The organism is Haloarcula vallismortis ATCC 29715 (genome assembly GCF_000337775.1).
Classification (GTDB): Archaea; Halobacteriota; Halobacteria; order Halobacteriales; family Haloarculaceae; genus Haloarcula; species Haloarcula vallismortis.
Map to the genome: position 1 here is coordinate 50962 of NZ_AOLQ01000055.1, position 26103 is coordinate 77064.

General features: G+C 61.0%; 26 protein-coding genes. 10 read left to right on the plus strand and 16 right to left on the minus strand.

Going from position 1 to position 26103, the window contains the following annotated elements; genetic code table 11:
• Positions 1-39 precede the first annotated feature (39 nt).
• On the minus strand, positions 40-2889 hold the full coding sequence (locus tag C437_RS13100; protein ID WP_004517444.1) for a penicillin acylase family protein: 2850 nt from the start codon (positions 2887-2889) through the stop codon (positions 40-42).
• A gap of 173 nt (positions 2890-3062) precedes the next feature.
• Between C437_RS13100 and C437_RS13105 the strand changes: the two genes are divergently transcribed.
• Positions 3063-3533, plus strand: coding sequence for a VOC family protein (locus tag C437_RS13105; RefSeq protein ID WP_004517445.1), 471 nt, complete (start codon positions 3063-3065; stop codon positions 3531-3533).
• Positions 3534-3592: 59 nt separating this feature from the next.
• Here the strand turns inward: C437_RS13105 and C437_RS13110 are convergent, their stop codons facing one another.
• On the minus strand, positions 3593-5644 hold the full coding sequence (locus C437_RS13110) for a primary-amine oxidase (protein ID WP_004517446.1): 2052 nt from the start codon (positions 5642-5644) through the stop codon (positions 3593-3595).
• Positions 5645-5746: 102 nt separating this feature from the next.
• Positions 5747-6073, minus strand: a complete 327-nt coding sequence (locus C437_RS13115) for an EthD domain-containing protein (RefSeq protein ID WP_004517447.1) — start codon at positions 6071-6073, stop codon at positions 5747-5749.
• Positions 6074-6185: 112 nt separating this feature from the next.
• On the opposite strand from C437_RS13115, the gene C437_RS13120 reads away from it, so the two are divergent.
• Positions 6186-6956, plus strand: coding sequence for an IclR family transcriptional regulator (locus tag C437_RS13120; protein WP_004517448.1), 771 nt, complete (start codon positions 6186-6188; stop codon positions 6954-6956).
• 105 nt (positions 6957-7061) lie between these two features.
• Here the strand turns inward: C437_RS13120 and C437_RS13125 are convergent, their stop codons facing one another.
• Positions 7062-7874, minus strand: a complete 813-nt coding sequence (locus C437_RS13125; protein ID WP_004517449.1) for an enoyl-CoA hydratase/isomerase family protein — start codon at positions 7872-7874, stop codon at positions 7062-7064.
• Positions 7871-8755 (minus strand): 3-hydroxyacyl-CoA dehydrogenase family protein, encoded by an 885-nt coding sequence (locus C437_RS13130; protein WP_004517450.1) that lies wholly within the window; start codon positions 8753-8755, stop codon positions 7871-7873. The genes C437_RS13125 and C437_RS13130 overlap by 4 nt, the downstream gene beginning before the upstream one ends.
• A 98-nt stretch (positions 8756-8853) precedes the next feature.
• On the opposite strand from C437_RS13130, the gene C437_RS13135 reads away from it, so the two are divergent.
• Positions 8854-9996 (plus strand): thiolase family protein, encoded by a 1143-nt coding sequence (locus C437_RS13135; protein ID WP_004517451.1) that lies wholly within the window; start codon positions 8854-8856, stop codon positions 9994-9996.
• Positions 9997-10005: 9 nt separating this feature from the next.
• On the opposite strand, the gene C437_RS13140 is transcribed toward C437_RS13135, so the two are convergent.
• Both C437_RS13140 and C437_RS13145 read right to left on the minus strand, forming a co-directional pair.
• Positions 10006-11442 carry a zinc ribbon domain-containing protein gene (locus C437_RS13140; protein WP_004517452.1) on the minus strand — a complete coding sequence of 479 codons (1437 nt, stop codon included), beginning with the start codon at positions 11440-11442 and terminating at the stop codon, positions 10006-10008.
• A complete protein-coding gene (locus C437_RS13145; RefSeq protein WP_004517453.1) occupies positions 11439-12611 on the minus strand; it encodes a thiolase domain-containing protein in 1173 nt (390 codons plus the stop codon). The genes C437_RS13140 and C437_RS13145 overlap by 4 nt, the downstream gene beginning before the upstream one ends.
• Positions 12612-12743: 132 nt before the next feature.
• On the opposite strand from C437_RS13145, the gene paaK reads away from it, so the two are divergent.
• Positions 12744-14033 carry a phenylacetate--CoA ligase PaaK gene (paaK, locus tag C437_RS13150; RefSeq protein ID WP_004517454.1) on the plus strand — a complete coding sequence of 430 codons (1290 nt, stop codon included), beginning with the start codon at positions 12744-12746 and terminating at the stop codon, positions 14031-14033.
• Positions 14034-14036: 3 nt separating this feature from the next.
• Here paaK and paaI read toward each other — a convergent pair whose 3' ends face one another.
• Positions 14037-14432 carry a hydroxyphenylacetyl-CoA thioesterase PaaI gene (paaI, locus tag C437_RS13155; protein ID WP_004517455.1) on the minus strand — a complete coding sequence of 132 codons (396 nt, stop codon included), beginning with the start codon at positions 14430-14432 and terminating at the stop codon, positions 14037-14039.
• 101 nt (positions 14433-14533) lie between these two features.
• Between paaI and C437_RS13160 the strand changes: the two genes are divergently transcribed.
• Positions 14534-14992 carry a MaoC family dehydratase gene (locus C437_RS13160; RefSeq protein WP_004517456.1) on the plus strand — a complete coding sequence of 153 codons (459 nt, stop codon included), beginning with the start codon at positions 14534-14536 and terminating at the stop codon, positions 14990-14992.
• A 147-nt stretch (positions 14993-15139) separates the two neighbouring features.
• Positions 15140-16591, plus strand: coding sequence for an aldehyde dehydrogenase family protein (locus C437_RS13165; protein ID WP_004517457.1), 1452 nt, complete (start codon positions 15140-15142; stop codon positions 16589-16591).
• A 112-nt stretch (positions 16592-16703) separates the two neighbouring features.
• Here C437_RS13165 and paaE read toward each other — a convergent pair whose 3' ends face one another.
• From paaE to paaA, 5 genes are read right to left on the minus strand one after another with little or no spacing between them, the layout of a single operon-like run.
• Positions 16704-16871 carry a 1,2-phenylacetyl-CoA epoxidase subunit PaaE gene (gene paaE, locus C437_RS20655; protein ID WP_004517458.1) on the minus strand — a complete coding sequence of 56 codons (168 nt, stop codon included), beginning with the start codon at positions 16869-16871 and terminating at the stop codon, positions 16704-16706.
• On the minus strand, positions 16868-17302 hold the full coding sequence (gene paaD / locus C437_RS13170) for a 1,2-phenylacetyl-CoA epoxidase subunit PaaD (protein WP_004517459.1): 435 nt from the start codon (positions 17300-17302) through the stop codon (positions 16868-16870). The genes paaE and paaD overlap by 4 nt, the downstream gene beginning before the upstream one ends.
• Positions 17295-18128, minus strand: a complete 834-nt coding sequence (gene paaC / locus C437_RS13175; protein WP_004517460.1) for a 1,2-phenylacetyl-CoA epoxidase subunit PaaC — start codon at positions 18126-18128, stop codon at positions 17295-17297. The genes paaD and paaC overlap by 8 nt, the downstream gene beginning before the upstream one ends.
• Positions 18128-18655 (minus strand): phenylacetic acid degradation B, encoded by a 528-nt coding sequence (locus C437_RS13180; protein ID WP_004517461.1) that lies wholly within the window; start codon positions 18653-18655, stop codon positions 18128-18130. Before C437_RS13180 ends, paaC begins: the two co-directional genes overlap by 1 nt.
• A 5-nt stretch (positions 18656-18660) precedes the next feature.
• A complete protein-coding gene (paaA, locus tag C437_RS13185; protein ID WP_004517462.1) occupies positions 18661-19602 on the minus strand; it encodes a 1,2-phenylacetyl-CoA epoxidase subunit PaaA in 942 nt (313 codons plus the stop codon).
• 106 nt (positions 19603-19708) lie between these two features.
• On the opposite strand from paaA, the gene C437_RS13190 reads away from it, so the two are divergent.
• Positions 19709-20365 (plus strand): helix-turn-helix domain-containing protein, encoded by a 657-nt coding sequence (locus C437_RS13190; RefSeq protein ID WP_004517463.1) that lies wholly within the window; start codon positions 19709-19711, stop codon positions 20363-20365.
• A gap of 59 nt (positions 20366-20424) precedes the next feature.
• Positions 20425-21186, plus strand: a complete 762-nt coding sequence (locus C437_RS13195; protein ID WP_049919797.1) for an enoyl-CoA hydratase/isomerase family protein — start codon at positions 20425-20427, stop codon at positions 21184-21186.
• Here C437_RS13195 and C437_RS13200 read toward each other — a convergent pair.
• Positions 21183-22058: an amidohydrolase family protein gene (locus C437_RS13200; RefSeq protein WP_004517465.1), complete on the minus strand. Its 876-nt coding sequence runs from the start codon at positions 22056-22058 to the stop codon at positions 21183-21185. The genes C437_RS13195 and C437_RS13200 overlap by 4 nt on opposite strands.
• A gap of 216 nt (positions 22059-22274) precedes the next feature.
• Here C437_RS13200 and C437_RS13205 point away from each other — a divergent pair, with 216 nt between their 5' ends.
• Together C437_RS13205 and C437_RS13210 are read left to right on the plus strand one after the other, a co-directional pair.
• Positions 22275-23108 (plus strand): HpcH/HpaI aldolase/citrate lyase family protein, encoded by an 834-nt coding sequence (locus C437_RS13205; protein WP_004517466.1) that lies wholly within the window; start codon positions 22275-22277, stop codon positions 23106-23108.
• Positions 23109-23150: 42 nt separating this feature from the next.
• Complete coding sequence (locus C437_RS13210; RefSeq protein ID WP_004517467.1) at positions 23151-23873, plus strand: class I SAM-dependent methyltransferase; 723 nt, start codon at positions 23151-23153, stop codon at positions 23871-23873.
• A gap of 41 nt (positions 23874-23914) precedes the next feature.
• On the opposite strand, the gene C437_RS13215 is transcribed toward C437_RS13210, so the two are convergent.
• Together C437_RS13215 and C437_RS13220 are read right to left on the minus strand one after the other, a co-directional pair.
• Positions 23915-24379: a MaoC family dehydratase gene (locus C437_RS13215; RefSeq protein ID WP_004517468.1), complete on the minus strand. Its 465-nt coding sequence runs from the start codon at positions 24377-24379 to the stop codon at positions 23915-23917.
• 3 nt (positions 24380-24382) lie between these two features.
• The gene (locus C437_RS13220; RefSeq protein ID WP_004517469.1) at positions 24383-26101 is read right to left on the minus strand and encodes an acyl-CoA carboxylase subunit beta; all 1719 of its coding nucleotides are present in this window, start codon (positions 26099-26101) and stop codon (positions 24383-24385) included.
• Positions 26102-26103: the final 2 nt, after the last annotated feature.

Sequence of the window (26103 nt, forward strand, 5' to 3'; positions counted from 1 at the left end):
TCGCGTCTCACCGCTTCTGTTCCGTACCCGCCGTCGTGGCTAGCGAGCCGTGTCGTCCTGTCTGTACAGCCACGCCAGCGCAGTCCCGAGTACTGCGGACACCCCGGTCAGTGTCGTGAATCCGGGGCCACTGGCGTCCGTTCCGGTATTCACCGCCGTCGCTGTGTCCGCGCGCTCTGTCTCAGCAGTCGTCGCCGCCGTACTCGTCACGGTGCTCTCGTCTGTCTCAGTGCCCTCACTCGTCAGCGTGTCATCGGTGCCACCGTCAGACGGACTCACTGCCCTCATCAGCGTCCGTGTTGCCGTTGTTGCAGACTCGATATCTGCGTCGGCGAACAACAACTGTTTGTACTCGAAATTCTCGAACATCGCCAGCTGGTCGTCGTAGTGTTCGCCGGTCGTGTCGTCTGGAGCAACGTAGCCGTCGTTGCCGGGCGGGAGAATGTTCTCTGCCTGCGGGTCGTCACTAAGCTGGACGAGGTGATTCTCGGTCCCGCGGTTCATCAGCGCCGTGTTCCCCGCGGACGTGACACCGATAGGCATCCCGAACAGCGCGAGGTTGTCGAACTCGTGAAGTGCTGCCGCACGCCGCCAAGTTCTCGGGTCGCCGTCGTATCGCTCGGCGAGTTCGTCCACGGCGGTCCGGAACGCGCTGACCAGCGCATCTGTGATGTCGCCGTCAGCATACTCGGCCTGCGTCGACAGTGCTGTCTCCGCTGAGTTGAGGACTCGCATCAGGGTGCCGCGGCCGTAGTCGTAGCCGAGGAAGTACGACGCCGGACCGTATGCGCTCCCGAACGTCTCGCTGAAGACTTCCTCTAAAATATACGGGAACGTTGCATCCCAGATGGTGTACCCGGCAGAGTGGCGTCCCTCGTTGTCTTCGCCGTCAGCCTGTGCAAAGTGGTCCCACGAGGCCAGTTCGTCGCGTGCTTGCTGTTCGGTGTCGGAGAGGTCTGCGTCCGCAAGCGCATCAAGCAAATGGTCTTTGTACCGAATTGAACGCAGATCAGTAAAGGAGATATCGTAGATAACAGTCTTCAGGAAGTCGTAATCGACTGCCCCCTCCTGTGCTAACCGCTGCTCGACCAGATTGATGATCCGTTGCACGCGGTGGTCGGTCGACCACGAGTAGCTCAGGTCGCCGTTGTTCCACTCCGGAGCGGGTTTGTTGTTCCACTGGGCCGAGTAGCCCGGGTCGGGGTTGATGGCGTAGGGCACGTCGCCATCAGCCGCACGCAGGTAATCCTCAGCTGTCAGTTCGTACTGCGTCCCGTCAGCGGGGAGCCGTGTATCCCAGTCGACCGATTCACTGTCCGGATACCGACCCAGATGAACGTACGCGATGTCACCGTCTTTGTCTGCCCACATGAAATTCAGCGCGTAGTCACAGCGCTGTGCTGACTCCCGGAACTCCTCGGCGTCCGTCGCAAACTGACATTCGTAGTAGGCCCGCCAACAGTTCATATGCCGGCCGGCGTATGACTTCGTCTGTGCCAGTGCTTCCCCGCTGTCAGGATCCCACTGTGTCACAACGCCGTGGCGAGTGAACCGTTCAGTGTAGGTTACGTCCTCGCCGTCGGCGACAGTGATTGTCCGCTCAGCCGTTTCGACCTCGTACTCCGCACCCTGAAAGGTGTACGTGTCCGGACCCGACGAGTTGGTCGTGATCGACTCCGTGAACATCTGGATGCAGTTGTCGATCCCGGCGGTCGAGGTCATTGCCCCGTTTCGGTTGTGGCCGAACATGATGAACGGATACCCGGCAACCGTGACACCAGCGACGTCGAAATCCGGGCCGTGCAGGCTCGCCTCGTACATTATCGAGGGTGTGTTGAACCCCATCTGTGGCCCGCCCATCAGTAACGCATCGCCACTGGACGTGATATCACCCTGAACAGCGAGGGCGTTGCTGCCGTATTTGATCGGGAGGCCCAGGCTATCGAGCCCGGAGGCGAGCGTTCGCATCCGATCCATCTCTGCCTCGTGCATCCCCTCAGCGTCAGTTGGGGGCGCGTAGTCCCCGCCAGTCACAACATTGCTCGGTGTTACGGACGGGCCGCTTGCGCCACGGGTCACCCTGCGTGTCTCCTGTCCCCCGGCCACGTCGGGTGTCGGCCCTGTTCCCACATCAGTATAGGAAGGGGAGTAGCCATCCGACGGCTGGACCGTCGAGGTCGGGCAACCAGGGTCGTCGCCCCACTGCAGGTCCTCGAACAGCTCCATCGCACGCTGTTCACTACCGGTCTCCTTCGTGAGTGCGTCGAGAACTGTCGCGCTGAGCGTCTCGAGCTGGAAGCCGCTGAAATACGCCATGCTGGCGACGAACATTCCAGCAGCGTCTGTCGTAGTAAACTCCTCGGGCTCGAACCCGTGCTCCTGAAACGCCCGGTGGAATTCCAGCTCCTCGCTCTCACGGACCTCGGTAATGTACCGATTGATGCCGTCTGTAAACGCCTGCAGGACCGCTCGCTGGGCCGCCGTCAGCTGTTCGGCGGCCTGCTCGTCGAGTGACGGCTCGCCGGCCGTGTTGCGCCGCGCCTCGATATCGAACTGGACCCAGTCAGTGTCCTCATCACCCGCACCGAGGACTGCCGCGACAGTCCCATCATAGTACCGCCGGTACAGTTCTAGCTGATAGAGTCGGTCTGCTGCTGTTGCGTATCCGAACCCATAGAACGCCGGCGCGCGGCTGTCAGCGTCACGCGCGTAGATGTGGGGAACGCCGTGGTCGTCCCGTCGTATCGTAACCGTGACATCGTCTTCCTGCGCGTACGCCAACTCCGTCTCGACGGCACCGATGCCGGTCATGCCGGTCACCGCCGCGCCTGTCTTCAGAAGCGTTCGTCGCGAGAGATGCTGCCACGAGTGCTGGTGCTGTGCTGGCATCCCGTAGGTGACAGTCTGGATATGTAATAAATATTTGGAGATATTTTTCGTGAAGGAGGATGTGTGCCTGCGCAAATCCCGTTCTGGGACCCAAGTCACGCTGAACCGGGCAGAATACCGACGCTCAGCACCCGACCCAAGCATATAATTGGGAGCCTCCCACAGTCCTCGCTATGTCACAGGAGACACCGGTCCGTGTCGACCATATCGGAATCGCTGTCGAGGACATCGCCGACGCTGAGCCGTTCCTGTTCACACTCGGCTGTCGGAAACTCATCGAAGAGTCCGTCGACGGCCGGTTTCGCTGGGCGCAGTACGACTTCGACCGGGACGCGTCGCGGCTCGAACTTATCGCACCGGAAGCACCGGACACGTTCCTCACATCGTATCTCGACGACCACGGCCCGGGACTACACCATGTCACGCTCGAAGTGGCATCTGTTGATGCAGTGACAGCGGTCATAGAGCACAATGGATACAGCGTCGTCGACTACCGCGAATATCAGGACTGGACTGAGGCGTTTGTGTCCCCCTCGAACCCGACCGGGGCGCTGTTTCAACTGTTCGAGTATCACGACAGCTACGATGCTGACCGGCCACCTGCCGGGCAGCTCTACGTCGATGGCAGCCGACTCGATGGCTGACAGCTGCAGCGGTTCGCTCTCGGGAAACGCGTCAGGCGAGAACAACAGGTAGTGCGCTCTCAGTCGTCGTCAGCAGCCTCGCCCCTGCTTTCCGGCGTCTCGTCGTCGAACTCATCGCGTGAAGGGACGGTGTGGCCTTCGTTGATAACGTGCTCGGGCGGTACGTCAAGGGCTTCCGACTGGCCGAAGAAGTTGTCAGGGGTTAGCTTGAGATTGGCCATCTGTACCGGCAACACCGGCCAGTCCTCCGGTCGCGTAACGTGGTTTTTCCCGAGCGTGTACCAGACGACGAGGTCTTCATCGGTGAGGTCGCGGTCCGCCTCGGTCCAGACCGGGAGCCCCGCGGGGCCTTCAGCCTGATTCGGGTAGTCGCCGGCGGGGAACATCTCGTTCTCGTCGTGTGGGGTAACCCAGAGATGGTTCTTGACGAAGCCGGAGCGCCGAATGACGCTACTGTCGTCCTGCTGGGCGGCTTTGACGTTCTCGTGGGGTTCGATACGGTACCCGACCTCGTTGTCCAGGCGGTTCGTCTCGGTTGGGTTCGTGACTTTCCAGTAGCGCCCGTCGAGCGGGTTGATAAGCCGCTGTGCCTCCTGTTCACTCTCTAACTGACGCTCTTCCGCGTAGAAGGCGTTGCCACCCGGGTTGGGTGTTTCCGCCGATGGGTCCGCGTGCGGACTGAAACCTTGCGGCCCACTCGGCACCGTCTGGTTCTCGACTTCGTAGACGTTGTTCTCGGTCCCGTCGATGTCGAAGTCCAGTCGGAAATTGAAGAAGTGCTGGTGAATTGGGGCTTTCAGCTGAGGTGCGACTAGCTCAGAATAGCCTTTGACGTCCTTGTTTTTCGGTGCCGCGGAGACGTTATCGATGCCAGTCAGGCGTACCTGCACCTGCACGGAGCCGTCCTGATAGAAGTACCAGTAGAAGCCGTAGTCGTAGTTGCCGACAGCGGCGATGAACGAGACGACAAGGCGACGGTTACGGCGGGATTCGGCGCTCTCGGTGCGCCAGTCGGAACGTTCCCACAGCAAACCGTAGTCTTCTTCGTGCATACAGATAGCGTTGGGGAGGACATTGACAGCACCGTCCATCGTGTTCATCACCGCATCGAAGTAATGCATATAGCCCAGACAGTCACACCGCTTCTCCAGGGACTTCGCCATCCGGCCGATGTTGTACTCGCCGGCGTCCATGGCGTTTTTGAACCGGTCGTTCTGATCAGGCGTCCCGTATGGGACGGACATTTCAGCAAGCGATGCCCGGTGCAGAATCTTGCGGAACTCCCCGTCATCGTTGTAGCCGACGTTGTGCAAGACGAGCCCCTCACGCTGGGTCCACCCGACCCGGAACTCCCAGTTTTGCCACTCGACCCTGTGACCGGACACGTCGAACGACGGCCCGTCCGGCTGCACAACGTCGTACGGTTTCAGGTCGTCCCGCAGGTCAATGTCCGCCTCGCGATATGCCATCTCCTCGGGTGGCAGCGGGTGGTCTTCATCCGGCGGCCCGTTATCCACGACCTCGACGACAGACATCTCGTCTAAGTCGACGTAGACGTGCAGGCCGGTAACTGGCTTGGCGTAGCCCTCGTCGCCGTCATCCGCACTCGGTCGTACGTACGTCAGACCGTGAGCAAGCCGACGGTCGCGGTCGATGTGTTCGGGAATGAAGTCGTACCCGACCGACCACGGGTCAACCATGGCTCGCTCGGTGTCCACAACACCCCGGTCCTCGAGAGCGGCCTGCCACTCCTCGTGTGCTTTCACCGTCTGTTCACACTCGATGAACTCCTCGATAGCGATGGAGGGCTGTGCGCCTTCGATGTGCTCGACCGAACTGATCTCCTCAGCTTCGAGCGAAACGGTTGCTTCGTACGTCTTCCGCTCTGGGCTGTCGCGGATGACCGCGAAGGCCTGCCGTTCGATCTCCCGCCCATGTTCCTCGTGGGCAGTGATGGCGTCTTTCGACGGTTCATCGAGTTCGATTTTGACGATGCGTGCGCCATCAGTGAACTCACTCGTACTGGTCAGGAGGTCACCTGCGAGTTCAATCTCGTCCGGAGTGAGCGGGTCGAGTGGGTGACCGACCTGTTCTTTGGGTTCGGTTGCCATGCCTGTGATTATCTGTGTAACAGAATTATTAGTATTTTACTATTTATACACAGGTTACACTATGAGGGGTGAGAGTGCTACAGAGGCGAGAACGGGACTGTCTCAGTCGGCTCTCTCGTCTAACTGGACCGTCTCCTCGACAATAAGCCGGGGACCGGCCTCCAGATCGATGAACTCAGCCGCGTCGGCCTGCACCCGCTCGGCGAGGTCGGAATCGAACGCCTCGCTGAGTGCGTCCATGTCCTCGAAATAGAGTTCGAGCACGCCGTCGTAGGCCGCTCGCTCCGGGTCTGTCGGCACAGATGTCACGTAGCGTTGCAGTCCCGGCAGATCCTTCGCCAGCTCCGAGTGGTCGCCTTGCCATCGGTCGGCGAACTCCTCGTGAGTGTAGCCATCTCTCCGGACGAGCAAATCGACGATTTTTGTCATGCGTACACCACGTCGACTCGGAGTGGCTTTTAGCTGCCGGTCTGACAGGGCCGCCACTGATTCAAGCTACTCGAACAAAACACTTGTAAGCCGATTAGTCATGTGTGTACGTATGGCAATCCCGCCCGCTGTCAACAGGCCGGTCGGAACAATCGAGAGAGCAATCGAGATCATGGAGTATCTCAAAGCGCACGACACGGCCACGGTGTCTGAAATGACAGCCCACCTCGACTGTGCGAAGAGTACAACGCACAGATATATGAAGACACTCGCGGCCAATAGCCTCCTCGTCGAGGACGACAACGAGTATCAGCTCGGGATCCGCTTTCTGGACTACGGCGAAGTGGCGCGGAACAAGTACCGGCTCTACGACGAGGCGAAGCCGAGAGTCGACGAACTTGCAGAGGAGACTGAGGAGAAAATCTGGTGTGCAGTTGAAGAGCACGGCCGCAGCGTCCACATCTACGGCGCGCAGGGCAAACACTCGGTACAGACGTACGCCCGGGTCGGCCACCGGAACTATCTCCACCAGCACGCCGCAGGGAAGGCGATACTCGCACACCTTCCGGATAGCCAGATCACAGAAACAATCGACAGACATGGCCTGCCCGGCCGGACGCCACAGACCATTACCGACAGGGACGAGCTCTGGGAGGAAATCGAGGCGATACGTGACCGCGGCTACGCGTTCAACTTTCAGGAGTCTGTGGAGGGACTGCACGCGGTCGGTGCGCCGATTACGGACGAAAACGATACTGCCATCGGGGCGATCAGCGTCTCCGGCCCGGCAAGCCGACTTGAGGGCACGATTCTCCGGGACGAACTGCCGACGCTGCTACTGGGCGTCGTCAACGAGATCGGGATAAACATGGCCCATCCGTAAGGCCGGCGGCGCGGTTCTAGCGGAGCAACGGGACGTTTTCGAGCTGTGTTTCGCTGGGCATGGCCGCAACCGAGCGGGGTTCCCCGTTCCGGGGACAAGGCACGCTCACTCGCTGGCCCACTTCGGCTCTCTGTCTTCGAGGAACGCGTCGATTCCTTCGTCCTTGTCGCCAGTTGCGAACAGCTGTGCGAACAGTTCAGCCTCGTACTCGATGCCGGCTTCGAGGTCCATGCGGGAACTGGCACGGACGGCTTTCTTTGCGAGTTCGAGTGCTGCGGGACTTTTCTCGGCAATCGACGACGCTATGTCGTAGACCCGCTCGTCGAAGGAGTCGTCGTCGTGGACCTCGTCGACGAGGCCGATGTCGGCGGCCTCCGTCGCGTCGATGAGTTCGCCGGTGAGTATCAGCCGCATCGCGTGGCCTTCCCCGACCAGACGCGGCAATCGCTGTGTGCCGCCACCGCCGGGCATGATGCCGAGGTTGATCTCCGGCTGGCCGAACTTCGCGTCCGTGTGCGCGATCCGGATGTCGGCCGCCTGAATCAGCTCACAGCCGCCGCCGAGTGCGTGCCCGTTGATGCGAGCGATGACCGGCATCGGACACTCGTCGACGTGTTCGTAGACCCGGGGCCGCTTACTCGCCTCCCGTTGCTCCAGCATATCCCGCTCGCGGAGTTCTGTCACGTCCGCACCGGCAACGAATGCGCCGGTGTCTGCCGCGCCAGTCAACACGACAGCACGGACGCCACTGTCTGGGATTGCGTCGAAGACCTGTTTGAACTCCGACCGCAACTGGCTGTTGAGCGCGTTTCGGGCCTCCGGCCGGTGCAACTCGACAGTGGCGACGTTCTCGACGCGGTCGCCGACGCTCACCGAAACCGTTTCACAGTCCGCCGCGGCGTCGGCGAGGTCCGTCATGCGTCCCCCCAGTCGCCGCTGGTGCCGACGATGTCGCCATCCTCCCAGACGTAGAACCCCTCGCCGGATTTCCTGCCGAGTTTGCCCGCACGGACCTTCCGTTTCAGAATCTGTGGCGGGCGGAACCGTTCACCGAGTTCCGCACGCAGGTATTCGAGGATGTCGAGTCGGACGTCGAGACCGACGACGTCGCCGAGTTCGATCGGTCCCATCGGGTGATTGTAGCCGAGTTCCATGGCGGTATCGATGTCCCCCGGTGTTGCAACGCCCTCCTGTACCATCCGCATCGCTTCGACGCCCAGCGAGACACCGAGCCGGGAGGAGGCAAAGCCCGGTGCATCAGCCACCTCCACCGGTGTCTTATCGATCCCGTGCACGAACTCCCGAGCACGCGAGACCGTCTCGGTACTCGTCTGTTCCGCGACGACGATCTCGACGAGTGCCATGATGTGTACCGGATTGAAGAAGTGGAGGCCGATAGCTCGTTCCGGGTAGTCAAGAGCGCTCGCTATCTCAGTCAGTGACAGCGAGGAGGTGTTTGAAGCGATCAGCGTCGCCGGGTCGACGTGGGATTCGACCTCGGTGAGCGTCTCGTGTTTGATCTCCATGTCCTCGGGGACTGCTTCCAGAACAAGATCTGCCCCGGTCACGGCCTCCTCCAGCGACGTTGTTCCAGTGAGGCGGTTTAGCGTTGCCTCGGCCGTGGACTCACTCACTTTCTCCCGGGCGATACCCTCTTGCAGATTCGACTCAATGGCGGCCAGGCCGTCATCGACGATATCCGCCTCAATATCGCGGAGAGAGACGTCGTGACCGGCCATTGCCGACACTTGAGCGATACCGTGGCCCATGGTACCGGCGCCTAGAATGGCTACGTGCATCATTTCTCAGCACAGTAGCAAAGGATAAAAACGTTGCTTGCATCTCACCCCAGCGTGACCTGTATTTATTACAGCGGCCACGATAGGAGTCGGTGAGGATGACTGCTTCCGACTCGCAAGCCGTTGTTGTCGACGCCGTACGGACGCCACAGGTGCCGAAGGATGGCGCACTGGCCGGGACACATCCCGAAGACCTCGTCACCACGGTGCTTGCTGCACTCGGTGACCGGACCGGTGTCCCGGCCACCGAGTGGGACGACTTCCGACTCGGGTGTGCAAACCAAGAGGCAGCGCAGGGCCGAAACCTCGCCCGGCAGTCGATACTCGCCGGCGGGTTCCCTGAAACGGTGCCCGGAGCGACAACAACCCGATTGTGTGGGTCGTCGCTGACAACACTTGTTGACGCCGCTCGCGCCATCGAGACGGGTGACGGTGAAGTGTATCCGGTCGCCGGCGTCGAGCACATGAGTACCGTCCCCTTCTCGGACTGGCTCCATCCGGCTATCGAACAGCGGTACGACCCCGACAGGCTGCCGATGGGACAGACGGCCGAAACCATCGCCCGTAACCACGATATCAGCCGTAAAGCCCAGGATGAGTTCGCGGTGCGGTCACACGAGCGTGCGGTCACGGCGATGGAAGACGGCCGGTTCGACGCAGAGACCGTGCCAGTCCACGCCGACGAGACAGCGGTCGAGAGCGACAAAACACCGCGAGCAGACACGTCAGCCGAGCAGTTGAGCGAACTCCCGACGGTGTTCCGCGACGACGAGGCAGCGACGGTCACGCCGGGGAACGCATCACCGCTGACCGACGGCGCGGCCGGGATGCTCGTCACCTCGGCAGCGTACGCAGACCAGCACGGTCTAGACATTCTTGGGCGGGTCAAGACGCGCGCTGTCGCCGGTGTCGATCCGCTGGTCATGGGTCGGGGACCGATCCCGGCGACGCGTACCGCGCTAGACGACGCCGGCCTGACAATCGGTGATATCGACCTCGTGGAGCTCAACGAGGCCTTTGCCGCGCAGAGCCTTCACTGTAAGCGCGAGCTGAAGATTCCAGACAGCCGGCTCAACGTCAACGGTGGGGCCATCGCGCTCGGCCATCCCCTTGGCTGTTCGGGGGCACGAATCACGACAACGTTACTCCACGAGATGCAGCGGCAGGACGCGACGCATGGTCTGGCGACGATGTGTGTTGGCTTCGGTCAGGGCGTCGCGGTTGTGTTCGAGCGTCTCTGATCGTGGCGGCTACCGGCGCTGGCTGGCGACCTGCGCTTTGAAGCCGTATCTGATGACCCCCTCCTGCGTGTAGATGCGCCGCGTCGTCAGCACGACAGGTGTGTCGATGGTGACCTCGTCGGTTGTATCGAGCACCTGTGCGGGGACGCTCACGGTCTGCTCGCCAGATGGGCCATCAAGCGCGACGATAGCGCTATCGAACTCGCCGCTGCTGGACTGCTGCGCGACGAACTCCGGCGGTGCACCGCCCTGTTCGATCGTCGTTACTGCCGCAACTGTCCCTGTCCCGGGCAGTTCGACAGCCTCGAAATCACCGGTGCGCTCGTGACAGTCGTTGCAGGCCCCGGTCGGCGGGAAATTCAACGCGCCACAGGCAACACACCGGCCGGCGACGAGTCGGTGACGTTGCGGAATCGTCCGCTGCCAGGACGGGACACTGACGTACGCTCCGCCACCCTCTGGTTCGTCGCGCGTAATCTCGCCACGCCGCCTGAGGTACTCGGCATAGGACAGCGAGACAGCACCATCAAGCGCAGTTTCGACCGGAACAGGACCAGTGGCGACGAACAGCGTCGCACTTGCTCCGCTTCCGTACGCGGCGATCAACACACGCTCGGCGTCGTCCGCGAACGCTGTTGCCGCTCCAAGGAATGCACTTGCCGCGCCGGTATCCCCGAGCGTACTGACTGTGTCCGCGGCAGCGATGGTCTCTGCGTCGACCCCGAGTGCACCAGTCGCCCGATAGGGGAGTTTTCCGTCCGGAGACTGAACTGCTGCCGCATCGAGGTCATCTATCGGCACGGCCAGTCGTTCCGCCGCACTGCCGAGCGTGGTGATAAACGCCTCACGGTCGTACTGCGTCACGCCAAGACCGGTCGTCCGGTCGTCCCCGCCCGTTCTGAACCGTGTTCCGGGGTACGCCTCCGTGTGTGACGCCCGGTCAACGACGGCTCCGGGACCGTCATCATCGACAACGAGCGCAACACTCCCGGCACCGGCGGCGTGTTCGACCTCGCTGTCAGGATCGCCCCGCGGACAGTCGCTGACGATGACGAGACCGATGCCGTCTCCGAACGGGCCGCCGTCCATGGTTGCGTCCAGTGCTTGCGCCCCGGTGTGTGTGGAGCCGGTCATCGTCTGGGTCTTGGCATCATCAGGGACGTTGAGAATACTGCAGAGTCGCGCCGCAAGGTCCTCTTCCGCCATCGGCGGTGTCGTCGTCGCAAAGGCCAGGTGCGCGACATCCGTGCCGGACGCGTCGGCCGCAGTTAGCGCACGACGGGCTGCTTCGACACCCATCGTGACCGCGTCCTCGTCGGCGTCGGGGACCGCCTTCGCATCGATTCCCGCTGCATCGAATCGGCCCCAAGCAGCTTCGAACTCCGCGGCGTCGATCCGTAGGCGAGGCGCGTACGCACCGATGGCCGCGAGCCCCGACGCGGTCATCGTGCGGCCTCCCGTTCGAGGATATGAACAACGGCACTACCGCCGCTTCCCCCCACATTGTGAGTCAGCCCGTACTTCGGGGCCGCTAGCTGTCGGTCCGCGGCGCGACCGGTGAGCTGTTTGAACGCCTCGACAATCTGGCCGGCCCCAGTTGCGCCGATAGGGTGACCCTTCGATTTCAGTCCGCCGGAGAGATTGACCGGCATGGCTCCGTCAGCTTCGGTCGTTCCCTGTTCCAGCAACTGTGGGGCCTCGCCGCGGTCACAGAAGCCGAGGTCCTCGTAGGCAAGCAGTTCGGCAATCGTGAAGCAGTCGTGTACCTCAGCGAAGTCGAGGTCGTCTGGGACGACGCCAGCACGATCATAGGCCGTGGTTGCAGCGGCTTCCGATGCAGAGACCGCGGTGTAGCTGTCTCGCTGGAAGAGCCCGACCCGGTCGCTGGCTGCGCCGACTCCGGCGACCCGAATTGGGTCGTCAGTGTACTGCTCAACGACATCCGCACTGGCGACGAGAGCAACGGCTGCGCCGTCGGAGGTTGGACAGCAGTGATAGAGGTTCAACGGGTCCGCGACAACGGGTGCGCTGGCGGCGTCTTCTAAGGAGCACTCAAAGCCCAGATGGGCCTTCGGATTTTTTGCGCCGTTCCGGTGGTTCTTGACCGCTACCATCGAGAGATGCTCCTCGCTTGCCTCGTATTCCCGTAGATACGCGCTTGCCATCTGTGCGTAGACGCCCGAAAACGTCGTCCCGGTCAGCCGTTCCCACTCTGTTTCGCCGGAGACGCCGAGCCAGTACTTCGTCACGTCGCTGCTCATGTCTGTCATGACTTCGACGCCGCCAGCCAGCGCCACGTCGGCCATCCCGCTTTTGACGGCCTGCACTGCCTGACGGACGGCGTAGCCAGACGCGGCACAGGCATTTTCGACGCGCACGCTGGGGATGCCGTGCAGTCCGGCGTGTTCGGTTGCTGCCGGTCCCGAGAGACCGAGTTGTCGACCGCCCACACCGAGTGAGCCGACGACCGCCTCATCTATCGCATCCGTATCGATGCCGTGGTCGACACTGTCGACGGCTTCGCTGACTGCGTGGTCGAACAGTGATCTATAACTCTCTTCGGGCATCGAGCCAAACGGCGTTTGCCCGGCGCCGATGATATACGCGTCCCGCATACATAGAACTCTGAAGGTACTGAAAAATAGCTTTGCATCACTTGCCGATAGTCGCACAGCACGTACGCAACTGGCAGCGGAGTGACCAATCCCAAACCATTTTATCACTCTCATTCCATTCTATCATTGACGATGGTGTACAAGCCACTGGAGGCGTCTGACCGTACGGAGCTGCGTGCGTTACAAACTGACCGATTACAGGGGATTGTCGCACACGCCTACGAGAACGTCCCGTTTTACCGGGAAAAGCTCGACGAGGCGGGCGTCTCGCCCGACGATATCCAGAGCATCGACGACATCGCAAAGTTGCCGATGACGACAAAAGAGGATTTCCGCGACGAGTACCCCGACGGCCTGTTCGCCGTAGACGATGAAAACGTTGCCCGCATCCACGCGTCATCTGGGACGACCGGCAAACCCAAAATCGTCTCGTACACGGATGACGACCTCGACACGTGGAGTGAAGTTGTCGCACGTTCGCTGGCTGCGAGCGGTACCGAAGCGGGCGACACCGTCCAGAACGCATACGGGTACGGGTTGTTCACCGGCGGGTTGGGGCTCCACTACGGAACTGAGGAATTGGGGGCTTCGGTTATTCCCATTGGGAGCGGCCAGACACAGCGACAGGTCGAGCTAATGACCGACCTAGAGAGCGATGTGTTCACGTGCACTCCGTCGTATGCACTCTACCTCGCCGAAACAGCCGAGGAGATGGGCCACGACCCCAGAGAGCTGCCGATTTCGACGATTATCTTCGGAGCCGAACCGTGTACCGATCCGATGCGGGCGGAGATTGAAGAGCGACTGGGCGTCGACGGCATCGATATTTACGGACTCTCGGAGATCATCGGTCCCGGTGTCTCGTGTGAATGCCACGAGGCGCAGGACGGGCTCCATATCTGGGAGGACCACTTCTACCCGGAGGTCATCGATCCACACACGAAAGAGCCAGTCGAGGAAGGCGAGGAGGGTGAGCTCGTCCTCACGACACTCACGAAAGAAGCGTTGCCGGTCTTCCGGTACCGGACCGGTGATCTCACGACGCTGAACTACGACGAGTGTGCGTGTGGACGGACGATGGTACGGATGGACAACGTCACCGGTCGGACCGACGACCTCCTTATCGTCCGCGGTGTGAACCTCTACCCCAGCGAGATCGAACACGCTGTGCTGGACATCGACGGCGTCGCTCCGCATTACCGGATTGACCTCTACGAAGAGGATAACCTCGACGTTCTAGAACTCACCATCGAACGGACTGCGGAGCAAGGCCCGGGCAACGAAGCACTTGAAGACGAAATCATCGAGCGTCTGGAAAACGTACTCGCGTTCACCCCAGACGAACTCGAACTCGTTGCGCCCGGAAGCATCGAGCGAACGCAGGTCGGGAAGGTAAAGCGCGTCTACGACCACCGTGATTAGCTGTCAGGGCCGGTAGACTCGTCCACGAAACGTCGCGATGCGCTCGTCGTCCTGTGCAGTTACCGTGATTTCGTACTCTGCGGTACTGTCCGCGAGATGCGTCTCTTCAGCGACCGCAGACAGCGTTTCACCGGTGTCGACGGCGTCTAGGTACGAGATGTTCGTCTCCAGTGCAACCGCCGCCTCGCCATGTGAGTTCGACGCCGCGGCGAACGCTGCGTCGGCGAGTGAGTAGATTGCCCCGCCATGGGGTGTCCCATGAAAGTTCAACAGGTCCTCGGTAATCGTCAGCTCAGTCTGGGCGTACCCCGAATCAAGTTCGACCAGGTCAATGCCGAGGGTTTCGCAGTACGCGTCCGATTCAATACGCTCTCTGACTTCGTCAGCGACACCGGACATACGGCCTGTGATTCCGTCAGGAATACTAAATATATACCGGTCACTGCCAGTGCTGTCAGGGAAGCGTAAAAATATAAATGGCTGCTATTAGATGACAAACTATGGCGTACAGCTACGAGCCACACCACTTCGAGGACTTCGAAGCGGGTCAGGAGTTTATCAGCGTCGGCCGGACAGTCACCGAGTCAGATTTCGTCATGCACTCTGCCCTGTCGGGAGACTGGACAGAGCTGCATACGAACAAGGAATACGCGGAAGAACAGGAGTTCGGTGAGCGAATCGCACACGGTCCAATGACGTTCGTGCAGGCGACCGGCTTCGTCTATCGGACCGGCATCGTCGAACGGACCGCATTCGCGTTTCTCGGGATGAACTACATGGACCTCCCGAACCCGGTTCACATCGGTGATACGCTCCAGTTAGAGATCGTCGTTGACAAAACCAAAGAGGTCGGGCGCGACGACGCCGGATTAGTCGTCCTCGACACCGAAATGGAAAATCAGGACGGGACCGTCGTCTTCGAGGGCGATATGAAGTTCCTCATAAAGAAACGCGAGTGAGTCAGCTGACGTGTCAGAAAGCGATGCATCGATAGCGGGTAGTCCCTCGATTGTGCGACTTGGAGTTCGAGGATAGCGCTCCCGCCAGCCAAACGTTAATAATCAATAATAACAACTAAGACGCCGCGCACTCCCTCTGTTATTGCAATGGAGTACACCGGTCCGACAGACCTGTATATCGGTGGAGAATGGCGAGAAGCGACCAACGGCGACAGCATTGCAACGGAGGACCCAGCAACTGAACGGACTTACGCAACAGTACAGAAAGCCGAGGCGTCCGATATCGATGCGGCGGTGCAGGCAGCACAGGCGGCCGTCGCAGACGGTTCAGAGTGGGCGACGATGGACCCGGGAACGCGCCGGGCGAAGCTCCATTCCATGGCCGACGCCATCGAGGCGATGAAAGACGAACTTTCCATGGTTGAATCCCACGACAACGGGAAAACGCCGTTCGAAGCCGGGCTGGAGATCGACATGGTCACCGATACGTTCCGCCACTACGCCGGGTGGACGGACAAGATCCGCGGTGACGAAATCCCCGTCGAAGACGGCCGGCTCAACTACACCGTTCGTGAGCCAGTCGGTGTGACCGCACACATCGCGCCGTGGAACTACCCGTTCCAGCTCGCCGGCCGCGGCGTGGCACCGGCACTGGCAGCGGGGAACAGCGTTATCCTCAAACCGTCCGCCATGACGCCGCTGTCGGCACTGTATTACGCGAAAGCCGCAGAAAAAGCGGGTCTTCCGGACGGTGTCGTCAACGTCGTTCCCGGGAAGGGATCCGAGGCTGGTGACGCACTCACCGGGCACGAGGGCGTCGACCACGTCACTTTCACCGGGAGTACGGGTGTCGGAAAGACCGTCCAGCGCACCGCTGCCGACGCAGTCGCCGACGTGACGCTCGAACTCGGCGGGAAAGGCCCGGCCGTTGTGTTCCCGGACGCGGACCTCGATGCCGCCGCCCGCGGCATCCAGTACGGAATCTTCATGAACGCCGGGCAGATGTGCTGGGCGAACTCGCGTATTGTCGTCCACGAAGACGTCTACGACGAGATGGTCTCCCGAATGGCTGAAATCGCTGAAAACATCCCACTCGGCGGCGGCATCGACGACGATGGCCAGATGGGACCAGTCGTCAGCGCGGGCCAGCAACAGGAGATTCTCGACTACATCGAGACCGGCAAGCAGGAAGGAGCAACTGTCGTGGCCGGCGGCGGCGTTCCTGCAGACAGAGATACCGGTCACTTCGTCGAGCCGACCGTCTTTGCCGACGTGGACAACGAGATGACGATTGCACAGGAGGAGATTTTCGGTCCCGTTCTCACCGCAATCGAAGTTAGCGACGAAGAAGCGGCCGTCGAGGTCGCGAACGACTCACCGTTTGGCCTCACCGCCTGTGTCTGGACGAACGACCTGACTCGCGCACACACCGTCACAGACAGGCTTGACTACGGGATGGTGATGGTCAACGAGACGCCCAACACCTGGCCACAGACCCCCTTTGGTGGCACGAAACAGAGCGGCCACGGCCGCGCACAGGGTGAGCAGGCCATCGAGAGCTACACAGAGGTCAAAAACGTCCACATCAACCTTGGCTGAATCTCCCACCGACGAGTCGTGGGCGGACCGCCAGTAACAGTTGCATGGATAGAACCGCTGCTCTGTTTCACAGTATGGACCCTCGAAGGCAGCTCTAACGAGTAAGACCTGCTTACTCGAACTTCTTGAACTGCTGTAAGCACTCGTTGCAGTAATGAATCGACTGGCACCGCGATGGCCCGCGTGGGTGTTTCCGCTCGGTGTCGGTCGAGTTACAGTACGGGCACTCAGCGCCCGTCTGTTCGCCGCTGGTCGTGACGCTGGGGTCTGGTTCACTCATCCGTCGAAACTCATTCCGAAGTCCCGCAGCGCTTCTTTGCCCTGGTCTGTGACCAGATCAATCGACCAGTCCGGAGACCAGACAAGGCGGATCGAAGCGGTCTCGATTCCGTCGACGCTCTCGGCGGCCGCCTCGACTTCATCGAGGATGATCTCGCGCGCCGGACAGCCGCTGTAGGTGAGCGTCATGTCGACTGTAACGTCGCCGTCGGACACGTCGAGCCCGTATATGAGCCCCAGATCGACAATACTGACTGGCATCTCCGGGTCCTCGACCTGATACAGGGCCGCCCACACATCACGCTCAATGCCGTCAGCATCCTCGCCCGTGGCTGGCACGTCGTCCGCTGCGTGGTCTTTCGTCTCGTAGTCGGTATACGAGCACGCAGTGGCATCAGCGTCCCCGCGTGGCCGGTCGTAGTCACTACTCATCGTCGTCCGCCATTATCAGCGTCGCTTTGTCACGCCCCAGATTTCGGTAACTGGCAGTCATTTCGTCGTGGAGGTCATGCCAGTGGTCAGTGTGTTCGTTATCCCGGCCTGCCGGCGTTGCAGGGGTAGCGTCGGTCGGCACGTCGAACCCAAGTCCAGTCAGGAACGAGTCGACGCGTGTCTCCCATTCGGTACGCATCTCGTCGAGGGTCATCGTTCGGATGCCCAGTCGTTCGATGTCGTTCTCTACGTCGCCGACAGGTTCGAACAATGTGAGGGCATACGGATAGAGCTCATCGATAGCCGCCTGAACGCGTTCGCCGGCTTCGTCGTCCAGTGCCATCCGGTCCAGCCAGCTTTCGGCGTGTTCAAGATGATAGCCTTCCTCGCCCTGAATACGACTTGTTCTGTTCCGGATGATCTCGTACGATGAGTTCTCAAGCGCGGAGAGGCGGATGTCTTCGGCAACGTCGTAGAAGTACGCTCTGACGATGGCGTCGGCCCAGTCACCTTCCGCGAACGGTAACTCGACGAGCGTGCTGTGCTGGAAGTCGCTGGGGTCGCTCTCGTAGATGAGCGACTCCTCGGAATAGCCGAGTTGCTGCACTGCGTCGTACCACAGTCGTGCGTGCCCCAGTTCGTCCTGTGCGTTGTTCGAAATCGAGAGGTCCGATTCAAGCGTCGGCGCACGCACCTGCCAGAAGGTGTAGCGTTCAGCCTGAATGAACTCGTCATCAGCAAGTCGGAGCAGCTGTGCCTCGACTGCGCGCTGTTCTTCCTCGGAGAGGTCGGCTGGACCGCCGAGGTCGGATTCCGTTGTTGCCATTAGATCTCACCTCGCTGTTTTTCCGCTTCGATCTGCTCAGACTCGGAGGCTTCGACCTCCTCAGCGGCCGGATTGACGTTGTACGTCTGTGCGAACCGGTAGGACTTGTTGGTCGTCCCACCGAAGCTCACGTCATCCTCGGTGACTTCGCCGATGTACTGGTGCTGTACGACCCAGAGACTGTTGGGGTCGTCATCGGTGAACGCCGCAATCGCCGCCTGTTCTGCCTCAGTGGTGCTATCGGCTTCGACATCACCGCAGTGCGTGTGATACCCGCCGGGCTGGTCCTGCCGGAAGACAGCCCACGGTGCCCCGGCGCTGTCCCCGACCTCTTCGTGTCCCTCTGCGTCAGGGTCGACCTGTGTGATTTTCTCCTGTGGGGCAACCCAGAGCGCGTGGGTCGGCTTCCGCCGTCCGTGCTGGATGACAGAGAACTGCTTTGCCATCTCTCGGTCGGGGGCGTGGACGTCCCGGCAGTGAACGAAATCTGCGTCCGGACTCTGTTGTCGGAATACTTCCCAGATCATTGTTCTCAGTCCGCTGCCTGTGACTGCGGGCCGCTGTTCGTGGTCGTCTGGTCGTCCATCATGTCGCGGACCCACTGCACCGCTTCCTGCGCCTGCCGGCGACCGCTGATCTGTTCGATGCTGCCGTCGTATTCGTTCTGTGAGACAGTGAAGAACTCGTCCCAGTCGAGGTCGTCTTCGACGACCTCGTAGGTCCCGTCACCGTTGTCCCTGATGCGTGGCTCATCAGGCATCTCCAGTCCGTATTTCTTGGCTTTCGGGATGTACGTGTTCAGGAACGCGTTCCGAAGTTCGTCGTTCGTACACGTCTTCAGCCCGACCTCCGCGGCGAAGTCGTGATGGGTGCTCTGGTCGTCGGTCGGGCCGAAGAACTGCAGGATTCGGGGCCACCACTCTTCGAAGGCCTCCTGCACCATGCGCTGTTCCTTCCGGGACCCGTTCATCAGTTCGCGGAGAATCGACTCACCGTGCTTGACGTGCATCCCCTCTTCGAAGCAGATCTTGTCCATCGCGTGGGCGTATGGCTCCCAGCTGGACTTTTTCAGGGTCGCCTGGCGGCGCATTGCGGCCCCATCGACGAAGAAAGCGATCATCGGCGTCTCGACGTAGCTCTCCATCGGATAATGGAAGCAGTTCAGGAACTTTCCGTCCCCGTTTGCCAGGTCGTCAAGCATCTCTTCACGGGTCTTGATTCCGAGCGACTCCGCCGCTCGGTAGAGCATCTGCCCGTGACCGATTTCGTCCTGCACCTTCGCGCTGAAGGCCATCTTTCGCTCGATACTCGGTGCTTTTCTGATGAAGGGCCGTTCGAGGAACGCCCCCATGATTTCGCTGTTGGCGTGGAACTCGAGCATCCGCGTCGCTGCCTTCCGATACTCTTCGGGGAGGTCGTCTTTCGGACTGAATTCCCGGGGTCCGGCGCGGGCTTTGGTTTCGTCGACGTTCATATCTATCCTATAGATTGTGAGGAATTATCTTACTAATTTGCCCCTATATAGACGGGTTTTATAAGTATATCCGCACTTATACGAGGTAATGATAGAGGAGTGTCTCATGGTCGAGTTTCGCATCGAGGGCGACGACTGCCCGCTGGCGGATGCGAGCAGTGCCACGGGGACATCCATCGAGGCGGCCCCGCCTCTCCTCCGAGATGATCATAACGTATTGTTGCGGTTCAGCACTCGGGGGGGTGAGGAGCTCAGTGACTACCTCGACGGCGACGACCGGATCCGCTATCTCTACCAGTCAGTTACCGACGGTCGGTACAATTACCGGTGTCTGTCGCTCCAGCAGTGTGTTGTACATAAACTCATCAGCGCGGGTTTCATGGTTGAGTCACTGACGTATCGGGACGGAAACGCAATCTTAGCTGGCGCTGTAGTGGGCCACGACATTCTCCAGACGGTCATGGAGACGGCCGGTGAAACTGTCGGCGTGAAACTACAGCGCGTGTACGCACTGCGTGCAACAGAGGACGCGTCTATCGCACAGCAGTGGGACCTGACCCCAGCACAGGCGGAAAGTCTCCGCTACGCGGTCGAGATGGGTTACTTCGTCGTCCCACGACAGACCACCGCTAGTGAAGTCGCCGCCGAGCTCGGTATCAGTAAGTCCGCGTTCCTCGAACGACTCCACCGCGCACAGCACTCGCTTTTCACACAGCTGTTCGGCGATGCCGACGGAGGCCGTCCGGGCGACAGCAAAGAGTGACACGAACTGCTGTCCGAGCGACGACGGACAGTAAAGTGCCCGGGCGTGTGAGTACGACCATGCGCGTTGAAGACGGCGCTGTTCGACGGATCGTATTCGACCGTCCCGATGTCAAAAACGCGATGACCGGGGCGGTCGCAGCTGAGCTCGCTGATGCGCTCGCTGACCTCGACCCGGCGACGCACGACGCCATCCTCCTCACCGGCGACGGCGATGCGTTCAGTGCCGGCGGGGATATCGAGGCGATGAGCGAGCGCGAGGAATCGACACCGGAAGCCTACGAGCGAGTCCGGACGACACTGGGCCGGGTGGCAAGCAATATCCTCGCAGCCCCGGTGCCTGTCGTCGCGAAAGTCAACGGCGATGCAGTCGGTGCCGGGCTGTCGCTCGTGGCTGTCGCTGATTTCGCGTACGCCGCCCAGTCCGCCCGGTTCGGTGCGTCGTTCATCAGCGTCGGCCTCGTGCCGGATATGGGCGCGACCGCGATACTCCCCCGGCTCATCGGGCTCAGGAAAACAAAAGAGCTCGCGTTCACCGGGAAGCTGATCGACGCCGAGGCCGCCGCCGAGATGGACCTGATCAACGAGGCGGTCGAACCGGCCGAACTCGATGCGCGGACGGCCGACCTGCTGGAAACGCTTCGGGCACAACCGACGGCGAACCTCGGGCTGGCGAAGGAGGCGATTCACGACAACATCGGCCAGTCCCTGCAATCCGGGCTGCGCCGAGAGGCACGCATCCAGTCACTGGCGTACGATACGCCGGCTCATTCACGTGGTGTCGAGGCGTTTCTGGACGGACGCACCCCGGATTTCGACTAGCGGTCGAAAAAGTCCTGGGCGTTTTCGAACAGAATCTTCCGCTGGACATCGGTGTCAAAGTCGGTGTCGCGAGCGAACGATTCGAGCCACGTTTCGGGGTCAATCATCGGATAATCGGTGCCGAACATCACCTTGTCTTTGAGGACTGTGCCGGCGTAATGAAGTACTTGGTCGTCGATATACTTCGGCACCCAGCCCGAGAGGTCCATGTAGACGTTGCCCTTCTGCTGGCAGATCGCCAACTGTTCTTTCTCCCAGGGGAAGGCGGGATGGGCGATAAGGATGTCGAGGTCCGGATGGGCGGCGGCCACGTCGTCGATAAGCATCGGATTGCCGTATTTGACTTTCAGGCCCCGGCCGCCGGCGCTACAGGCACCCAGTGTCGAGTTCCCGCCGTGGAAGACGACGGGAACGCCGAGGTCTTCGATAGTACTCCAGAGATGGTCGTGGCGTTCGTCCGAGGGGTCAAAGCCCTGTGCGATCTGCTGGAACTTGAACCCCGAGAGGTCCAGGTCCTCGACGCACCGGACCGCCTCCTGCACGCAGTCGTCTTTCAACGGGTCGACGCTTCCGAAGCCAACGAAGAAGTCGGGATACTCGTCCCGGACCTCGGCGACGTAGTCGTTGGGGACGGGCGGGTTCCCGGTGTTCGTCTCCGCGTCCCAGCCAAGCAGGACAGCGCCACCGACACCTGCCTCGTGGTACTCCGCGAGCATCTCTTCGTAGTCCCACGTCTCCAAGTCAGTCCCAAAGCGGTCGGCGGCGTCTTGCATCATTTCGCCGCCGGCGTCGTGGAGGAACTCACTGGTCGGCTGATGCGCGTGCGTGTCGAATAGTTGCCTGTCGGCGACGCCGGGGAGGTCGGTTGTCACAGAGGGAGCTTTTACCCAATATCATAAAAATCCATGCCTGTTTGTACTGTGCAGAATACCGCCGGAGTGAACGCGTACTCGTGACACCACCAGCTGAGTCGAGAAGCGCCGCTGCTGACAGCGACAGACAGAGGGCTCGTCAGTAGCACGGTCACCCCCGGTATGGCCGGGCGTCTATCCCCTACCATCTTACTACTGGGGGGTGAAGCCACCGCCATGGTTCGTCGCAGTGTGCTGTTCGCACCGGGTGACAACGCGGAGTTGATGCGGAAAGCGGCTGGTGGCGACGCTGACGTGGTCGTTTTCGACCTCGAAGACGCGGTTGCACCGGCTGATAAAGAACAGGCGCGTAAATCTGTGCAGTCAGTACTCTCGGCTGTCAGTTCGGACAGCCACATCTGCGTTCGCATCAATCCCGTCGGAGTCAGTGCCACAGCCGACCTCGCTGCGATACTGACGGACGCCGGGCCTGACAGCGTGATGTTACCGAAGGCCGGGTCCGCCGAGGACATCGAAGCACTGGAACGGCTCCTCAGAGAACACGATACGGACCTCCCAGTGCTTGCGCTGGTCGAATCAGCCGCCGGCGTCCTCAACGCGGCAGAGATTGCAGCCGCCGATGCCACTGATGCCCTCCTGTTCGGGGCCGAGGACCTGGCGGCCGACATCGGTGCGAGTCGGACCAGCGACGGACGGGAGGTGCTCTATGCGCGCCAGCGAGTCGTCGTCGCGGCCAGCGCCGCCGGAGTCGATGCAATCGATACGATTTACCCAGACTACGGCGATTTAGACGGCCTCCGCGAAGCGACTGAGTTTGCTGCCCAGCTGGGGTACGACGGGAAAATGGCGATCCATCCGGATCAGGTCCCGGTCATCAACGACGCGTTCACACCGAGTGACGAGGATATCGCCTGGGCCGAACGCGTCGTCACGGCCGCCGATGAGACAGATGCCGGCGTTTTTGAGGTCGACGGGGAGATGATCGACGCACCGCTTATCGCACAGGCAGAACGTGTCCTCGAACGCGCTCGCGAAGCAGGTCAACGGTAGCCAACGGCAACACCTATCTGAGACTCGACTGTGCTGTCGTGTATGAAAGACGTCGTCCGGCGGAATTTCGATGCCAGCGTCGACGCCTATACGACGTACGAGCGACGGACTAATCGCTTCACCTCGCTCGCTCGTCTGCTCGCTGCTGAGATGGGCGCGCGGACTGACGGCGGACTCGGGACAGTCCTCGATGCAGGTGCTGGAACAGGCGTAAGCACGCGTGTGTTCACCGAGACGGCAGCGGACACTATTGCGCTCGATATCAGTCGCGCGATGCTGCGCGAAATCGACTCTACTGCCCGTCTGCAAGCCGATTTCGACCACCTCCCGCTCAGTGGCCAGTCTGTCGACGGGGTGGCGTTTACCGCCTCGCTCTTTCTGGTCCCTGACCCAGCGGCCGCGGTACGGGAAGCCGCCAGAGTCCTCCGCCCGAACGGCGTGGTGGGTGCTGTTGCACCGCTGGGTTGGTTTTATCCTGACGGAACCGACGTGTTCGAACAGTTCGAGCGTGCGTCACGCTCCCCGGCTGACACATCGGCGCTCGAAGGCGCCCTTGCAGGTGAGTTCTCGACGACAACAGGCACATGGCAGTTTTCGACGACTGCCGAAAACATCCGACTGTTCCACGCGATTCCCGCGATGGCCGCACGGCTCTATCCGAAACTCGAGACGGAGAGACGAGTGCGGCACGCCAGCGAACTCCTCAGCGCTCTCGACGGCACGTTCGAGCAACGATGGCGCTGGATCGTCGGTGTGCCGGAATAGCTTACTGGAAGCCGCGGTTCGTCGGTCGACCGGTCACAGCATCACTCGGCGTGGTTCCGTTTCAGCGACAACACGGTGCGGTCGAACTCACAGACGAGGACGTCGTCCGAATCTGTGAGTTTGAACACCTCGACGTGCATCGTAACGATACCGCGGTCACCGTCACTGGTCTCGCGTTTGTCAGTCACGGTCGATTGTACGCGGATCGTGTCGCCGTGAAACACCGGGTTCGGGTGCTCGACACTGTCGTAGGACAGGTTCGCGACGATAGTGCCGTCGGTCGTCTCTGGGATGGTCAGCCCGACAGCAACACTCATCGTGTAGAGGCCGTTGACCAGTCGCTCGCCGAACTCCGTCTCGGCCGCGAACTCGGCGTCGAGATGGAGCGGCTGCTGGTTCATCGTCATATCACAGAACTGCTGATTGTCGCGCTCGCTGATCGTGCGGCGCTTCTCGTGTTCGATGGTCTCGCCGACCTCGAACTCCTCGTAGTAGCGTCCTGTCATAGCTCAGAGAACGGTTCCGTGTTTCTTGTCCGGGAGGTCCTTTTCCACAGTCTCGTAGAACGCAAACCGGTTTGTCAGTTCTGTTCTGAGGTCGCTCGGCGGGACGATGTCGTCGATGACGACCTCGCTTGCCATTCGATGAATGTCGATATCCTCGCGGTAGGCCTCGCGGAGTTCCTGCTCCTTTTGCTGTCGTTCGTCCTCGTCGTCGATCTCGGAGAGCTTGCGAGCGTAGACAGCGTTGATAGCCGCTTCGGGACCCATAATCGCGATTTCCCCGCTCGGAAGGCCGATTGTCGATTCGGGGTCGTACGCGGGGCCAGACATCGCGTAGATGCCCGCGCCGTAAGCTTTCCTGACTACGACTGACTGCTTGGGCACTGTCGCCGAGGACGTGGCATAGATCATCTTCTTGCCCTGTTCGAGGATGCCCTCCTTCTCGACGCCAGACCCGGCCATGAACCCCGGCGTGTCACAGAGGTACAACAGCGGGATGTTGTAGGCGTCACAGGTCCAGATGAACTGAGCGGCTTTCTCCGCCGCGTCCGGGAAGATAGCCCCGGCGCGCTGGGCCGGCTGGTTAGCAATGACTCCGATAGGGCGGCCGTCTATCCGAGCAAACGACGTGATGATCTCCTTGCCGTACTCGGGCCGGAGTTCGAGCGTCGACCCGGCGTCGACGACCCGCTCGATCACGTCGAACATATCGTAGCCTTTGTTGGGCTTGTCCGGGACGACGGCGTCGATGCCTTCCGGCGAGCGCTTTGGAGCTGTCCCGCTTGTCTGTGGCGGGTCTTCATCGGCGTTATCGGGCAGATAGCTGATGAGTTGCGCGACGAGTTCCCGGGCGTGTTCTTCATCGTCAGCAATGAGATCCGCGCTTCCGGAGTGCTGTGCGTGGACGGCAGGGCCGCCGAGGTCTTCGAGGCTGATCTCTTCGCCGGTGACCATTTCGACCATCCGGGGACTGGCGATAGCCATGGCGCTCATGTCCCGAACCATGACCGTGAAATCCGCGAAAACTGGCGTGTAGGCCGCGCCAGCGATACACGGCCCATAGAGGACACATATCTGCGGGACCCGCCCCGAAAGCATCGAGTGGTTGTAGTAGAACTTCCCGATACCCTCGCGGTTGGCGAAAAAGCCCGTTTGCTGGTCGATACGGCCCCCTGAGGAGTCCATCAGGTACAGCACCGGACGCCCGGTTTTCAGCGCCCGCTGTTGCATCCGGAGGAACTTCTCGACGCCCTTTGCGGCCATGCTGCCGCGTTTGACCGTGTAGTCGTTGGCCATGAAATGCAGGTCACGGCCCTCGAACTCCGCGGCTCCCGTGATGAGCCCGTCAGCCGGGAGGTGGTCGTCGGCGTCGAATTCCGCGAACGTCCCGTCCTCGAAGAGGAAATCGTCGCCAAACCACAGGTCGATACGGTCACGAACGAACAGCTTACCCTCCTCAGGCAACTGCTCTTTGTACTTTTTGGGCCCGCCTTCGTGGATCTCTTCAATCTCCTTACGGAGGGCCTCCTCACGTTCGGTCGGCCCGAGGTCGTCGTCGACCTGTTCCGTGGATTCGTCCCGGTGGGCGTCGTCGTACGTGGCACTGCCGACCGCTTCGCCGCTGTCGACAACGAGGGTAATGTCGTCCTCGAAGTGTGTCGCCAGTGCCTCGGCAATGGCCTGTGCTTCCGATTCGGTCGCGTCGTCTGAAATTCTGACTTGCATGC